This window comes from Bacillus sp. FSL M8-0063 (assembly GCF_038005545.1).
In the GTDB taxonomy this organism is placed as follows: Bacteria; Bacillota; Bacilli; order Bacillales; family Bacillaceae_G; genus Bacillus_A; species Bacillus_A wiedmannii.
Genome location: NZ_JBBOTJ010000001.1, coordinates 665568 through 681228 on the forward strand (window position 1 = coordinate 665568; position 15661 = coordinate 681228).

Here is a 15661-nt window from a genome sequence, read left to right on the forward strand (position 1 = left end):
GAAAGTATGAGAGATTTAAGAACGCTCTAATTGCGTTACACAGACGTTTTTAATGTGGGAAAGGAAGAAGAATAATTAAATGGCAACTTTGTTTTTAATTTCTGTAGTAATTTTCTTTATTTGGCTGCAAAGCAAACAAACAAAATTAAACTGGATACATATTATTACTTTTCTCATGATGATAGGGATTATTACTTATACGGCGCCGCAACCAATGACTAGAGATTTACAAGCAGAGTTATTGGCAGTTATGCTTTTTTCTTTCGCTATTGGTGTTTGGCAAGGTGGGGGAATTACAGTCTGTTATGAGGATGGAATTTTATATATTACAAATGGAAAACAGTATTCCATTTCATGGATTCTCTTAATAATTGGCAACATAATTATTATTAATATATTTGAAGATGGATTTACATTTAATGGACCGTGGTTTCTTTTATGTAGTGTTGTCATGGCATCTGGGGTGAAAAACAGTATTCTATGTGTTCTGTACAAATTAACAGTGCGAAATTGAATAGGAAATCAAAGCTGTTTTCTTTTATCCCAACATAAAATGTATTGTTATAAGTTCATAAAAATGAGAAGAACGTATTGGAAGAATGGGGGGAGTTAACTTAGATGTTTTTACCTATTACTATATTTGATAGGTTTAATTGGCTGGGGAATGTTGCTTTCTCTTCAGAAAAGACTAGCAGGAATCGAGCACTTTCGAGGGCGGAAGAAAGCAATGTTAATTTGTGTGAAAATAAATGTAGAGATTCAGTTAATAATATTCATCAAAAAATAAATGTGGATGCTTTGGACTATAGTAATAGTCGTATATGGGGCCGTGCAGAACCTCATTCAACAATTATCATAACAAGTGGTGATATGTATGTTGGAAGCGGACGAGTTAATAAGTATGGAGAATTTAAAATATATACAAATGATTATCTGGAAGAGTATTTGGTACTAGAGATTCAGTTGATAATGGGTGGTTTCTATCAAGGAAGTATAACGGTAAAGTTAATAAGTTAAGGTATGATGATTTTCTTTTTATTTACTAAATAAAAAGGAAGCAACCGTAGTTGCTTCCTACATCAATTAAGCCGAAGCCTTCTTCATTCTCTCAAGTAAACTAGATAACACATGCGTACGATATGATTCTAGTTTTTTACCTTCGTAAGTACGAATACCTAATTTTTTAAGTTCTTTTACATACCAACCTTTGCTTCCGAAATACATGTGATCGCTCCCCTTCAACTTTGTTTTTTGTTTGTTCTGATCATACTTGGAGGTACGGGTATTAATGAAGGAAATGAATTTCGCGCGAAAATGGTTAACTTTGTTGCAAAAGACATATATACTAAGGATAGTATATAACGAGGTGGACAAGACGTGATTATAGAGAAGCACGAAATTCAAATTGACCAAATTACGAGCGGTAAAGTGAATATCTTTACTTTCTATAGGAATAGAAAGCAAGTTGATGATCATTTTTTACGATTGCAAGAACCATCGCTTACAGCAAACTACTTCTTCCATTTTCATTTTGATGCAGAGAGCTTGCATCTACTGCAGGAAGAGTTTCCGAGCGTATATCCGTACGCCGGTAGTGAAACGATTCACGACTGGACGGAAAAGATGAAAGCAGAATTGCAACATCAGATCCAAACAGGAAAATGGAATAAGCGCGTACGTATCGGTAATCGCATTCTAGATGTGGTGTTTACGTGGTGTGACGAAGATATAGTAGAGTAAAAAGAAGCGGATGACGCTTCTTTTTTAGCGCTGGAATAAAACGAGCTTACCTGCAGAAGATGTACAGCGATGTGTTTTTTCGTGCAATCCTTTTTCTTGTAAAATAGATTCACCTTTTGCTTTCGCTTCTTTTTCAGTTGCCGCCTCGAATGATTCATCTAATGCTTTTGAACCATCTTTTTCAAAGACTGTTAGAACGTATACTCCCATGAAAATCCCCTCCAATAATAAAAATCAGAATCTTATAACTATTTTGGCATAAATCACTAGAATATGCAAAGAAATATATGACATTGCGTGTTACAATAAAGTGAAACTTTAATAAGCAGGGGAGTTTTTTATCCCCTGCTTATTATTAGTTGAACCAATCGGGTATTTATGGGCAGTTAACTTTCAGATAAGCTTCTTTGTCTACTGCCCGTTAATACGGGGTAAGGTGAAACTGTAACTATTGGGGAGTCTATTCATGCCTACTTATTAAAGTTTTCAGCAATTTTAATATTGATAAAATGAAACTTTTGAAATATAGAAAGGATCGTTATTTGTGAAACAAGTGAAGTTTATACATGCGGCTGATTTGCATTTGGATAGTCCGTTTAAAGGGATGGAGATGAATGTACCACAGTCTGTTTGGGAGAGAATGAAACAAAGTACGTTTGAATCGTTCGAACGTATTATTGATAAAGCGATTCAAGAGCGCGTTGATTTCGTATTACTAGCCGGGGATTTGTATGATGCGGAGACGAGAAGTTTGAGGGCGCAAGTGTTTGTGCGCGAGCAAATGAAGAGACTGTCGCAGTACGATATCCCTGTTTTTATTATTCACGGTAACCACGATCATTTAGGGGGAAGCTGGGCAGCAATTGAGTTTCCGGAAAATGTTCATGTGTTTACGGAGCCTTATGTAGAAGAGAAATCATTTTATAAAAATGGTGAGCTATTCGCTTCTATTTACGGGTTTAGTTATTTACAGCAAGCGGTAACGGATAATATGACAGCGCAGTATATGAAAATGAGTGATGCGCCTTTTCATATTGGCATGCTTCACGGAAGTGTGGAAGGAGATGCAGAGCATAATCGCTATGCACCGTTTCAAATTCGTGAGCTGAAAGAAAAGCAGTTTGATTATTGGGCTCTTGGTCATATACATAAACGTGAAATTTTATTAGAAGAGCCGTGCATTATTTATCCAGGGAATATACAAGGGCGTCATCGTAAGGAAACTGGAGAGAAGGGCGCGTATCTTATTGAACTTACGAAACAGGGAACGCAATGTTCATTTTTCCATACAGCGGATGTTGTGTGGGATGAGGTAGAAGTGAGTATCGATGGACTGGAAACTGTTGATGAACTTATGACGGTGATATCAACCATGATGAATGAATGCCGAAGAGAAGAAGAAGGGACACTATTAACTGTCATATTTACAGGGCAGGGCCCACTTTCTCCTTATTTACGTGATGACAAGCGCGCGGAAGAGATTTTTCATATTTTAGCAGCGGGAGAAGAGCGAAAAGATTTCGTATATGCGATGAAGTGGAAAAATGAGACGGTTTCTTTTGCGGAAATCGAGCGTTTGAAAGAAGAAAATCATTTCGTCGGTAGTGTGCTAAAAGAGTTAGAAGCGTTCACTAATATGGACGGCGTGTTGCGCACGATTTGGACATCTCCTGTAGCGCGTAATAGTATTGAATCTTTTACAGAAGAAGAGAAGAAAGAGATTCAAAAGGAAGCGGAAAATATTATTTTAGAGCAATTATTCCAGCAAGAGAGGGATAAAAAATGAGAATTGAAAAACTCCATATTTATGGGTACGGAAAATTAGAAAATGTGGAAATGGATCTTTCAATGCTGACGGTGCTGTACGGTGAAAATGAAGCGGGGAAATCGACAATTCGCTCGTTTATGAAAAGTATTTTATTCGGTTTTCCGACGAGAGGACAGCGCCGTTATGAGCCGAAAGAAGGCGGCAAGTATGGCGGTGCGATGACTGTGCAAACAGAGAAGTACGGTCGTTTGAAAATTGAACGATTGCCAAAGACGGCAGCTGGTGAGGTGACCGTTTATTTTGAAGACGGAAAAACGGGCGGCGAAGAAATTTTACAGGACATACTAAGCGGGATGAATGAAAGTTTATTTGAATCTGTCTTTTCATTTGATATGCACGGTCTTCAAAATATTCACCAGCTAGGCGAAGCGGATATCGGCAATTATTTATTTTCGGCAAGTGCAGTCGGAAGTGATGCGTTATTACAGCTAGATAAAAAGCTAGAAAAAGAAATGGATCAGCGCTTTAAGCCGAGTGGTCGTAAACCAGAAATTAACGTGTCACTGCAAGAGATGAAGAAGCTTGAAGAGAAGATGAAAGAGTGGCAAGGGAAAATTGGCACGTATGAAAAGCAAGTGGAGCAGTTAAAAGAAAGTGAAGAGAAACTTGCTGCTGTTCGCGTGGAAAAAGAGAGTGCAGAAAAGCGAAAGCAAGATTATGAAATATTAGCTGCGCTTGAGCCTCTCGTTATTGAAAAGCGTGCGCATGAGAAAGTGTTACAAAACGAGAGCGGGCAATTTCCTGTAAACGGGATGGCGCGTTATGAAGCGATTAAGGCGAAGATGGAGCCGCTCCAATTACAAGTTGATTCGCTCTATAAAAAAATAGAGAATGTGCAATCGGAAATGGAATCGATTCAAATAGATGAAGAGTTTTTACAAAAAGAAAGTTATGTAGAAGAACTTCGTATGCAGCACATGTCTTACGAAAATGCACGCCAAGAAATGCGTGATATGACAGGAACGATTACGAATATAAAAGAAGAACTTACGGAGCTAGAGCAACAAATCGGTGCTACTTTTGAAAAAGAAACAGTTCTTTCGTTTGATATGAGTTTGGCAACGAAAGAGTTAATTACCCAAGCAGTGCAAAAGGCGCGCGAACTAGAAACGCAAAAAGCGCAGCTCGATGACCGTTTTAAAGTGGCGCAGGAGCAATTAGAAGAACAAGAAGAAAACATAAGACAGATTAAGCAACAAATGTTAGCGGAGGAAGAGCGAAATACGTTAGCGGAGAAAGAGAAGTCGTTCCAAGATGCGGCGTTTATCGGTATGGGCGCAGAGAGAATGAAGCGCAAGTATGAGGAAAAAGCAGGAGCAGCTATGCAAAAGAAAAAGCAGTGGCAAAGAGTTTGTCTTCTGTTACTTATTATTAACACGCTTGTTTTATTCACGAGTTTATTTATAGATAACCGCCTACTCTTATTTATTAGTGTCATTATTTTTGTAGGGATTGTTCTGGCCCTCGTTTTATATAAAGATCCGTCAAGTGGATTACAAGAAGAGTTTCTTACTCTTCAGCAAAGTGCTGGCGGGAGACAAAGTGAAGAAGCGATGTCTGTTCGCTATCAGTTAGAAAAAGATGAAGAGATTCGGAAGCTATTTGAGCGCGAGTCGTATAAGTTACAACAAATGGAACGAGCGTATGATAAAGTCGTTTCATCGTATGAGGAATGGGAGAGAGAAACGTTCCGCACTAGCGAACAAGTAGATGTGTATAAAATGCGCTATATGTTCCCTGAATTTTATACGTATGCACACATATTGCCAGCGTTTGAGCGTATGGAAAAAATGCAGCAATTATATCGTGAGTTAGAGAAACAAGGCGCTCGTAAATCTTCATTATATGAAATGATTTCGCAATTTGAACATAAACTAGAAACTGTTATCGGTAGTGCGGAGTATAGTAAGCTGCACGAGGCACAAAGCCGTATGCAAAATGAGAAAGAAAAGCGCCAAACTTGTAAGCAGAGAAAAGAGAAGCTGGCGGAATGGCAAGAAGAATATGAGTTCATGCAAGAGCAATTGAAACAACTGTTAGTAGAGCGAGATAGTTTATGGCATATCGCACATTCTACTGATGAAGAGATGTTTTTAGAAGCAGGTAAACTATCGGAAAAACGTGAAGATGCTGAGAAGCAAGTAGGGCGTTTATTACCGCAAATTGATTTGTTAGAACAGCGTTTAACGAGTTTATCATTAGCTGAACATTATGAGGCTGACGGTTATGAGGAAAAATTAAAGCAAGAACTGACAGTTGCACAAAACTGTCTTACGAAAGAGAAAGAACTGACAGAGCGCATGGCGAAACATCGTATGGAAATTGCGAATTTAGAAGAAGGTAGTACGTACGGTGATTTATTGCATGAATGGGAAATGAAAAAAGCGCAAGTGCGTGAACAAGTGAAGAAGTGGGCTGCGTATGCGGCCGCAAAGACAGTGTTAACGAAAACGAAGCAATATTATCATGAAGTACATCTTCCTCGTATTTTACAAAAATCAGAAGAGTATTTCGTCTATTTAACAGGCGGACGATATAGTAAAATCTTTTCACCGTCAGAGGCGGAACCGTTCATCGTTGAGCGTAACGACGGTATGCGTTTTTACAGTCATGAACTAAGCCAAGCGACAGCGGAGCAGTTATATTTATCGTTACGATTTGCATTAGCGAAAACATTTGAGCATGACTATCCGTTTATTATTGATGATAGTTTCGTACATTTTGATGGGGTAAGGACAAATCGCACAATTGAACTAATAAAGGAAATTGCGCAAGATAGACAAGTAATCTTCTTTACATGCCATGTGCATTTACTAACGTATTTTACAGAAAAACAGATTATAAAATTAACGCATAAGCGTAAAGAAAATGAGTTGTAGTATGCTATACTAAAAGTAATTGATTTGGTGGAGGAATTCGAATGAAAAAGAAAATTGCAGAATATGAAGTTGGTGAACAAGTCGATGTTTTCTTGTTAATTAAAACAGCGACAAAAGGTTTAGCAAGCAATGGAAAGCCGTTTTTAACAGTAATCTTACAAGATCCAAGTGGAGATATTGAAGCGAAGCTATGGGACGTATCACCAGAAGTTGAGAAACAATATGTAGCAGAAACAATCGTTAAAGTAGCTGGTGATATTTTAAACTACAAAGGACGTATTCAATTACGCGTGAAACAAATCCGAGTTGCGAATGAAAATGAAGTAACGGACATCTCAGATTTCGTAGAAAAAGCACCAGTGAAAAAAGAAGATATGGTCGAAAAAATTACGCAATACATATTTGAAATGAGAAACCCAAACATTCAGCGTCTAACAAGACATTTGTTAAATAAGCACCAAAACGAATTTTTAGAATATCCAGCAGCGACAAAGAACCATCACGAGTTCGTATCTGGACTAGCTTATCACGTCGTATCGATGCTTGATTTAGCGAAAGCTATTGCGGCTTTATACCCATCGTTAGATAAAGACTTATTATATGCAGGCGTTATTTTACATGACCTTGGTAAAGTAATCGAATTATCTGGTCCAATTTCCACAACATACACGTTAGAAGGAAATTTACTTGGCCACATTTCTATTATGGTGAACGAAATTGGTAAAGCAGCAGACGAGCTGCAAATCGATGCAGAAGAAGTATTAATCCTTCAGCACATCGTCCTTTCTCACCACGGAAAAGCAGAATGGGGTAGCCCAAAACCACCATTAGTAAAAGAAGCAGAAATTCTGCACTACATCGATAACTTAGATGCAAAAATGAACATGATGGACCGCGCATTAGGACGCACAAAACCAGGCGAATACACTGAGCGTGTCTTTGCACTTGATAATCGTTCGTTCTATAAACCGACGTTCCATAATTAATAATGTGAATCAAATGGCCTCATTAAGTGTTAATAAGCTTAGTGAGGCTGTTTTTTATTGAAAATGAAATAAAATAGTTAAGAAGTACGCATGGGTGTAACGGAGAACTAATAAAACATATCTTGCCACTAGAATGGGAGCATAGCAACTTTTTAGGTGAGTACCGCCAGCATTTCAGAAAAATATGCTAAGCAAAAAATACAATAAGCTGCCCATATGGGCAGCTTATTTACATAATTTTCGATATAGGAAGTAGTTTTAAGCATTAGGCAATATAAATTTCATTTCCTGGCTCTTATTTTCGGCGGGTTTTTAGCTTTCGCCAAGCTGAACCGCCAGTTAGCGAAAGGCAAGGCGGTGAATATATTTACAAAATGACAAAACTGTAAGAATACACGAATGTTTGTAAGAAAGTTCGATGTTTTCCTTTTTCTTTTTTTATTATAGTGAAAAAGAAGAACGAAATATTCTCTTATGTAGGAAAGGAAGATAATAATGATTGATCTATTAAACAAATGGATGTTAGAAAGTACAGGCAATTTCAATATCGTTGTAGGACTTACAGCACTTCTATTTTTGGGTTCAGTAATTGCACTTATTATTATTTATAAAAAAATTGGTAAACCAGATGAAAGAACAAATGCTATTTATTTTAAAATTATTTCTTGTATGTTTACTACTCAAATTCTAATGAATTGCATATTTATTTCTTTAGTTGGTAAAGATATCGAGAATTTCCGTCAAATCTTTATATTATTTGAAGCCTTTGTATTCTTCGTTGGAGCTATTTATTCGTTTAAATTATATAGACAGGAATACAAATAATTCACTTATAAGAAACAATAAAAAATGTAAACTTTTCATTTTTAGTTAACTGTATATTCTATACATATGAGGTTAACATAACGTCTCATTATCGGTAGCAAGGAAAAAGGAGAAGCCTGCTCTCACAAGGGAACCCTCTTTTTCTGCTCTATGAATCTATACATTTTTTTATACATTTCTATCCTGAAGGGGATTTTAAGATTTCTGTTTGTTACTGAATTAGCTGAAAAACTGTAAAAAACCTTGCATACTCTTAGCGTGTTTTTTGAATGCTGGCGATATCCTACATCCATCAACTTATGAATTTTATAATGTCTCCAAACCAAGAATTTCTTGTGTTTTTAGTCCGAAATTTTATGCAATAAAAAATATCTCGAATTTGAGATGAATAACTTGCTTTTTAATCACTTGAGTTGTAAAGTGATAGTAACGAAAGCGATTGAGTCATATGAAAAACATACACTCAATTGCTTTCGATTAAAAAAACGAAGTAACTTATTCAGTAAAAACTAAGATGAATTTACAAAAACATAATAAGCATAAATTGAAAAGTTAATAACCATATTATTTGTTGGAAATATTATTTTTTAGGTATCACTTGACTAGTAAAATGAAACGGAGGAATTATCAATGTATGAAATTAAAGGGCATCATCACATTTCAATGGTTACAAAAAACGGAAGTGAGAATAACCATTTTTATAAAAACGTACTTGGTTTACGCCGTGTGAAAATGACGGTAAATCAAGATGATCCGTCTATGTATCACTTATTTTACGGAGATAAAACAGGAAGTCCAGGTACGGAATTATCATTTTTTGAAATGCCTTTAGTAGGAAAAACATACCGTGGTACGAATGCAATTACTCGAATCGGATTACTCGTTCCTTCAGAGGAAAGCTTACATTACTGGAAAGAACGATTTGAGAAACTTGGTGTGGAACATAGTGAAATGACAACATATGCAAATCGTCTTGCTTTGCAATTTGAGGATGCGGAAGGTCTTCGTCTCGTACTACTCGTTTCAAACGGAGAAAAAGTAGAGCACTGGGAAACGTGGGAGAAATCCGAAGTTCCTGCACAGCATCAAATTCAAGGAATGGGTTCTGTGGAAATGACAGTGCGTAGACTTGATAAACTGGCGAATACATTAACAGATATATTTGGTTATACAGAAGTTAGCCGAAGCGATGAAGAAGCGGTTTTCCAGTCTATTAAAGGAGAAGCCTTCGGAGAAATCGTTGTGAAATATTTAGATGGTCCTACTGAAAAGCCGGGCCGCGGTAGCATTCACCATTTAGCAATTCGTGTAAAAAACGATGCAGAGCTAGCTTATTGGGAAGAACAGGTGATACAAAAAGGTTTCCATTCTTCTGGCATTATCGATCGTTTCTATTTTAAAAGCTTATACTTCCGCGAATCAAACGGAATCCTATTTGAAATTGCGACAGATGGACCAGGATTTACAGTTGATGGAGATGTAGAACATTTAGGAGGAAAACTTGATTTACCGCCGTTCTTAGAAGATCAGCGAGCAGAAATTGAAGCGAAATTAGCACCTATTGAAGAGAAAATATAAAATTAAAAACCATTGGAGGAATATAAAATGAACCAATTAAAAGGAATTCACCACGTTACAGCAATTACAAGTAGTGCAGAAAAGAACTATGAGTTTTTCACTCACGTTTTAGGAATGCGTTTAGTTAAAAAAACAGTAAACCAAGATGATATTCAAACGTATCATTTATTCTTTGCAGATGATAAAGGTAGTGCAGGAACAGATATGACATTCTTTGACTTCCCAGGTATTCCAAAAGGAGTACACGGTACAAATGAAATTTCAAAAACTTCATTCCGAGTGCCAACTGATGCAGCGTTAGCATATTGGGTAAAACGCTTTGACCGTCTTGAAGTAGAACATACAGGCATTAAAGAGCAATTTGGTAAGAAAACTCTTTCTTTCGTTGATTTCGATGATCAACACTATCAATTAATCTCTGATGAATTAGATAAAGGGATCGAATCAGGTACACCATGGCAAAACGGTCCAGTTCCATTAGAATATGCAATTACTGGCTTAGGCCCTGTATTTATTCGTATCGCAAACTTTAGTTTCTTCAAAGAAGTGTTAGAAAAAGTTCTATTATTTAAAGAGATTGCGCAAGAAGGAGAATTCTATTTATTTGAAGTAAACGAAGGCGGAAACGGTGCTTCTGTCATTGTAGAACATAATACGGTTCTTCCGGAAGCACAACAAGGCTTTGGTACAGTGCACCATGCTGCATTCCGCGTAGAAGATCGCGCTGTATTAGAAGAGTGGATTGAGAGAATCGGTAGCGCCCAACTTCCGTCATCTGGATATGTAGATCGTCACTTCTTCGAGTCATTATACGCAAGAGTAGCACCACAAATTTTATTTGAATTTGCAACAGACGGCCCAGGATTTATGGGGGATGAGCCATACGAAACACTTGGCGAAAAGTTATCATTACCTCCGTTCCTAGAGCCAAAGCGTGAAGAAATTGAAAAATTAGTTCGTCCAATTGATACAGTAAGAAGTACGAAGGAATTTATTAAAGAGTAAAATAGAAATAATAAGTAGGAGAGCAAGTAGTTTTAGCGGATCGCTGGAACTGCTTGCTTTTTTATTTGGGCTATAAAATTTTCTGACAATTATTTTTCAATACATAGAAAAGAGGTGGTGATATACAATTTGAATAATTGTATAAATATCCTAATTTTGTAAGTTTGGAGAAAAGGGGATGCGAGTGTATGGGAGCAGATGTAGTAACACGGGAGCAAATGAAACATTCTTTAGATGATTGGTATCGTGTAATGTTGCAGCAAGATATAGAGAAAGCTAGGGAAATGAAGGAAGATATTGAGAGTGAATTTTCTAATGTAAAAGAGGATGGGGATTTATGGCTATATTACTCTTTATTAGATTTTAGATATAAAGTGCTGGCGGATGGCTTACAAATTACTAAAAATAGTTTTGATAAAATTGATAAAATTGATGAAATTTATAAAACGTCTGAAAATCGTTTGTCATATTACTATTATTTTTTTAAGGCAATGCATGCAACTCTAATATCAAATTACAATGATGCAAGTAGATGTTATGAGAAGGCCAAAACACTAATAAAATATATTCCTGATGAATTAGAATATGGGGAATTCTGTTATCGTCTTTCTGCATTTTTCTACAATACAAGGCAACCAATGAATACAATAAAATATGTAAATAAAGCTAAAGAAATTTTTTCAAAACAATCAGGACAAGATATGAATATTGCTTTATCTCAAAATCTTTTAGGACTAACTGCCATACAAATAAAGCAATATGAACAAGCAGAAGAGTGTCTAAATTCAGCGATAGATATTCTACAAAAACAGGATAACGCTATATTGCTTTTAAGGGTACGTCATAATTTAGGATGGCTATACGCAAGTCAAAACCTTTCTGCACTAGCTATTCGACATCTTTCGGAAGTAACAGAGAAATTCCCAGCACATTTCAAAGCGATTTTCCTACAAGCTAGGGAACATTTTAAACTGGGAGAAACAAACATTGCTGAAGAATTAATTGATAGAGGATTAAATATTTGTATGGAGTTAGAAAATGAAGAGTATATACATCATTTTAGTATTTTAAAAGCAGTAAATGGTAATGTTCCTATTAAAGAATTAGAGCAGATTATCCTTAAAGGAATTACTTATTTTGATAAAGAATCTTTATATAGTTACACTCAGGAATATGTGGAAAAACTTGCAATAAAGTTTCGTGAGGATGCTAATTACATGAAAGCAAGTGATTATTTTTACAAAGCATTACAGGCAAAAGAGAAGAAGATAGAGAGAGGAGCATTAAAATAATGTTTAAAAAAATAGGTATGGCTGTAACTGGTATAGTGTTAGTTGGTATTGTATCTGTCGGTTTAAATAGTTCTTTTGTACAACAAGCGGAGCACGGTGATGTTCCAGCACCAGCAAGACCAGACTACGTTAACATTGGAGAGACAGGTGGAGCACCAGCAGATAATAGAGGCGATGGAGGAGCACCGGCCAACTTCAATAAAGGTGACGGTGGCGGTATTAGCAAGCAAGACTCACACGCTGACCATTTTTAAATTAAATAATAAAGTGAAGGGACCTCATAACGAGGTCCCTTTTCTTTTTGGTCGTAAAAAGAATTGACTTACTTTAAATATGTAACTATAATAGTTACAAAGTAACCATCACTAATGGCAATGAGTAATATTTTTTTAGTATAATTGTAACTATCGTGGTTACAATTAAAAATAATCATAAAACAACCAAATAATGTAAAAACTTTAAGTAGCAACTTGAGAAAGGAGACGGGAATTTTGAAACGGTTTAAATTTTATTTCATTAGCGGTATTGTGCTCGTTTTGTTAATTGTATGTAACTTCGTTGATAAGCCGATTGCGAAGGTTGGAGAAGTGAAAAATACTGTTATGATGAAGCTGCATACGAAAGAGAGTATGGCGCAAATTGATGGGCAGACGATTTACTTTAAGCAAATTGGTGAGGGGAAGCCGCCTTTACTTATGCTTCACGGGTTTGGTGGTTCTTCAGATGGGTTTAGTGATATTTATCCGGAACTTGTAAAGGACCATACGATTATCGCGGTTGATATTTTAGGATTTGGACGTTCTTCGAAGCCGGTTGATTTTCAGTATTCGTTTCCTGCGCAAGTGAATTTATATTATAAGTTAATGAAGAAACTCGGATACGATCAATTCGCAGTACTTGGTCATTCGATGGGCGGAGAGATGTCTCTAAATTTAGCGTATTTATATCCGGATGCAGTAACGCATCTCGTTTTAGCGGATTCTACAGGGATAGAGTCTTTCCAGCAAAAAGAAAGCTATGAAGTGCCACCGCTATCAACGGACTTACAAACTGTAACAGAGATTACAGATTATAATAAAAATGCAGTGAAAAATAGTCGCGATGATAAAGAGCATTATGATCAACTGACGAAAATGAGAGAGCGCCGCATTGCGATGGAAGCCGATAAAATTAAGGTGCCGACTTTAATTATATGGGGACGACACGATAAGAGCGTTTCTTGGAAAAATGGTGAACTGTATCATGAGCTATTTGCAAATAGTACGTTTCATATCATTGAAAAAGGATACCACGCACCGTTTCGTCAGGAACCAATAGAGTTTATGGAATATGTACAAGCGTTCTTCGCGAAGAATCCGCAATAAATTTTAAGCATAAATCCACTTCTTTCCTCATACAGTGAAACTAATAAGGCTTGTCTAAGGAAAGGAATGAAGTACAGTGGAAACTTTACCATGGTGGGTGTATCTTGTAATCGTCGGGATCGTATTAAGTGGCTACATGGTTTTATATACTTCAAAAAAAGAGCAAGAGATGGATAATGAGTTTATCGAAAAAGAAGGCGAAGTGTATATGAAGCGTTTAGAAGAAGAGCGAGAGAAACGGAATCAGGATAGTGATAAAGATTCGGTATTGCTTTAATAGACATTTTGAAAGGCTACCAACTAGGAGAACTTTACATCTAGGTGGTAGCCTTTTTTCTTTTTTTGGAGCAGTATATGTTCATCAAGCTAAGCTTATATAAGCTTAATTCTACATGTATATGATATTCATCATGAACTTTTATTGATGGTATTTATATATATGTTCACTCATAAGAATGGAAATAGCGCAGTATCTACAGGGGGGATTAACAATGCATGGGGATGAAACAACATTACATCCTGATACAGGTGTTACATCTGTAATGTTTGTTGAGCGTTCATTAAATGAAATTCGTTTTTGGTCTAGAATCATGAAGGAGCATTCTTTTTTTCTTCGCTTAGGGTTTAGATGTGAGGATACGCAACTAATCGAAGAGGCTAATCAATTTTATCGATTGTTTGAACATATCGAACAAATAGCGCATTCCTATACAAATGAAACAGATCCTGAGCAAATAAAAAGATTTAATTCAGAAGTACAACAAGCCGCAACTAATATTTGGGGATTTAAACGAAAAATTTTAGGGTTAATTCTCACGTGTAAATTGCCAGGACAAAATAACTTTCCACTGTTAGTTGACCATACAAGTAGGGAAGCTGATTATTTTAGAAAACGTTTAATACAATTAAATGAAGGGAAATTAGATGCTCTTCCTGATGCTATTATTAAAGAAAATGTTTTCTTTTTAAGGATTATGGCAGATCACGCTAAATTTATTGGTCATCTTCTTGATCCATCGGAAAGAAAGCTTGTAGATACAGCTCGGAATTTTAGTAATGATTTTGATGAATTGATGTATCAAGCAATTGACTTAGAATCTATGAAGCCACAATCCCAAACAGTCCCTCTTTTAGATCAATTTTTAGATCAAAATCGTGTGTCGGTTACATCTCTTCGGGATTTTAAGAAAACAGCGCGTGATTTAATTGAGCAATGTAAAATAAAGAGTATCATTCATCCGTTATTAGCAGACCATGTTTTTCGTGAAGCTGATAGATTTCTTGAAATCATTGATATGTTTGATGTTCATCTTACAAATATTCAATCACAACCTAGATATTAGAAGATAAGGAAAGATAATATTTTATTTTCAGCTGAGAAGTTAACAGTTTATGGTTAGCTTCTTTTCTTTGTGATGAAAATGTTTAAAAATGAAACTGTACGTTATTCTTTCTGGAGAATGATAAGAAAGGATGGCGTATTTTTTATGCTTAATCTAGTCTTAACTAGTATCGGTTCGTTATATTATTGTTCGGGAAATTATTATAGGAGCATATCATATGAAATATACACACTACATAGCGCCATTACAACCTGTAACGTAAAAGTTGCACAGCTAACGCAACGACAACTCGCTTTACTCTTCATCAGTTATTTGACCATACTAGACGTAGAGAGGTGATAAACACAGTATGATTTTTAGTGAACGTTTAAAACAAGAACGAGAGAAACGAAATTGGTCGCAAAATGATTTGGCTGAAAAAATTCATGTAAGTAGGCAGTCTGTTTCGAAATGGGAGACGGGAAAGAACTATCCGAGCATTGAAATTATTATTCATTTAAGCGATCTGTTCGGTATTACGATTGATGAATTATTAAGGAGTGACGAAGAGTTGACGCAGAAAGTAATTGAAGATAGTAAACAGTTAGCATATCCAAAATGGAAGGTGTTTTTCGATAGTTTATTTATGATGGGCGTATTTTTGTTTATTACAAAAATCGTTGTATGGATGTTAAATAAGTTTGCCGGAGCAAGCATTACACTTGTAGCAGATGCACCATATGTAATGAATTTTTTACCCCTCATACTAATGGTTATAGGTGGCACGGCTTCTGATAAGTTGAAGAAAATATATAGATAGAGGAAATAATTCCACCGCACTA

At 36.1% G+C, this 15661-nt stretch carries 17 protein-coding genes; 15 read left to right on the plus strand and 2 right to left on the minus strand.

The features are described from left to right. Positions 1–79 precede the first annotated feature (79 nt). Positions 80–514 carry a hypothetical protein gene (locus MKX31_RS03375; RefSeq protein ID WP_064473800.1) on the plus strand — a complete coding sequence of 145 codons (435 nt, stop codon included), beginning with the start codon at positions 80–82 and terminating at the stop codon, positions 512–514. A 104-nt stretch (positions 515–618) separates the two neighbouring features. Continuing rightward, positions 619–1017, plus strand: a complete 399-nt coding sequence (locus MKX31_RS03380) for a hypothetical protein (RefSeq protein WP_064473801.1) — start codon at positions 619–621, stop codon at positions 1015–1017. A gap of 66 nt (positions 1018–1083) precedes the next feature. Here MKX31_RS03380 and MKX31_RS03385 read toward each other — a convergent pair whose 3' ends face one another. Next, a complete protein-coding gene (locus MKX31_RS03385; RefSeq protein WP_000273536.1) occupies positions 1084–1224 on the minus strand; it encodes a YflJ family protein in 141 nt (46 codons plus the stop codon). Positions 1225–1377: 153 nt separating this feature from the next. Between MKX31_RS03385 and MKX31_RS03390 the strand changes: the two genes are divergently transcribed. After that, positions 1378–1740 carry a hypothetical protein gene (locus MKX31_RS03390; RefSeq protein ID WP_000582796.1) on the plus strand — a complete coding sequence of 121 codons (363 nt, stop codon included), beginning with the start codon at positions 1378–1380 and terminating at the stop codon, positions 1738–1740. 24 nt (positions 1741–1764) lie between these two features. Here MKX31_RS03390 and MKX31_RS03395 read toward each other — a convergent pair whose 3' ends face one another. Next, positions 1765–1950: a YhzD family protein gene (locus MKX31_RS03395; protein WP_000539550.1), complete on the minus strand. Its 186-nt coding sequence runs from the start codon at positions 1948–1950 to the stop codon at positions 1765–1767. Positions 1951–2284: 334 nt separating this feature from the next. Here MKX31_RS03395 and MKX31_RS03400 point away from each other — a divergent pair, with 334 nt between their 5' ends. From MKX31_RS03400 to MKX31_RS03455, 12 genes are all read left to right on the plus strand, one after another. Then, positions 2285–3526 carry a metallophosphoesterase family protein gene (locus MKX31_RS03400; RefSeq protein WP_064473802.1) on the plus strand — a complete coding sequence of 414 codons (1242 nt, stop codon included), beginning with the start codon at positions 2285–2287 and terminating at the stop codon, positions 3524–3526. Continuing rightward, the gene (locus tag MKX31_RS03405) at positions 3523–6447 is read left to right on the plus strand and encodes an ATP-binding protein (RefSeq protein ID WP_098111552.1); all 2925 of its coding nucleotides are present in this window, start codon (positions 3523–3525) and stop codon (positions 6445–6447) included. Before MKX31_RS03400 ends, MKX31_RS03405 begins: the two co-directional genes overlap by 4 nt. A gap of 41 nt (positions 6448–6488) precedes the next feature. Further along, positions 6489–7433 carry a 3'-5' exoribonuclease YhaM gene (yhaM, locus tag MKX31_RS03410; RefSeq protein ID WP_000726645.1) on the plus strand — a complete coding sequence of 315 codons (945 nt, stop codon included), beginning with the start codon at positions 6489–6491 and terminating at the stop codon, positions 7431–7433. 495 nt (positions 7434–7928) lie between these two features. Further along, positions 7929–8258, plus strand: coding sequence for a hypothetical protein (locus tag MKX31_RS03415; RefSeq protein WP_000566281.1), 330 nt, complete (start codon positions 7929–7931; stop codon positions 8256–8258). A gap of 630 nt (positions 8259–8888) precedes the next feature. After that, positions 8889–9836: a ring-cleaving dioxygenase gene (locus tag MKX31_RS03420; RefSeq protein WP_340979969.1), complete on the plus strand. Its 948-nt coding sequence runs from the start codon at positions 8889–8891 to the stop codon at positions 9834–9836. A 27-nt stretch (positions 9837–9863) separates the two neighbouring features. Next, positions 9864–10841 carry a ring-cleaving dioxygenase gene (locus MKX31_RS03425; protein ID WP_064473806.1) on the plus strand — a complete coding sequence of 326 codons (978 nt, stop codon included), beginning with the start codon at positions 9864–9866 and terminating at the stop codon, positions 10839–10841. A gap of 188 nt (positions 10842–11029) precedes the next feature. Further along, positions 11030–12133 (plus strand): response regulator aspartate phosphatase, encoded by a 1104-nt coding sequence (locus tag MKX31_RS03430; RefSeq protein ID WP_240380665.1) that lies wholly within the window; start codon positions 11030–11032, stop codon positions 12131–12133. After that, positions 12133–12387, plus strand: coding sequence for a Phr family secreted Rap phosphatase inhibitor (locus tag MKX31_RS03435; protein ID WP_061131481.1), 255 nt, complete (start codon positions 12133–12135; stop codon positions 12385–12387). Before MKX31_RS03430 ends, MKX31_RS03435 begins: the two co-directional genes overlap by 1 nt. 237 nt (positions 12388–12624) lie before the next feature. Continuing rightward, positions 12625–13497 (plus strand): alpha/beta fold hydrolase, encoded by an 873-nt coding sequence (locus MKX31_RS03440; RefSeq protein ID WP_142315402.1) that lies wholly within the window; start codon positions 12625–12627, stop codon positions 13495–13497. 76 nt (positions 13498–13573) lie between these two features. Further along, the gene (locus tag MKX31_RS03445; protein WP_000449229.1) at positions 13574–13774 is read left to right on the plus strand and encodes a sporulation YhaL family protein; all 201 of its coding nucleotides are present in this window, start codon (positions 13574–13576) and stop codon (positions 13772–13774) included. A 214-nt stretch (positions 13775–13988) separates the two neighbouring features. Further along, positions 13989–14840, plus strand: a complete 852-nt coding sequence (locus MKX31_RS03450) for a DUF2935 domain-containing protein (RefSeq protein WP_088047884.1) — start codon at positions 13989–13991, stop codon at positions 14838–14840. 349 nt (positions 14841–15189) lie between these two features. After that, positions 15190–15639 (plus strand): helix-turn-helix domain-containing protein, encoded by a 450-nt coding sequence (locus tag MKX31_RS03455; RefSeq protein ID WP_340979974.1) that lies wholly within the window; start codon positions 15190–15192, stop codon positions 15637–15639. Positions 15640–15661 lie beyond the last annotated feature (22 nt).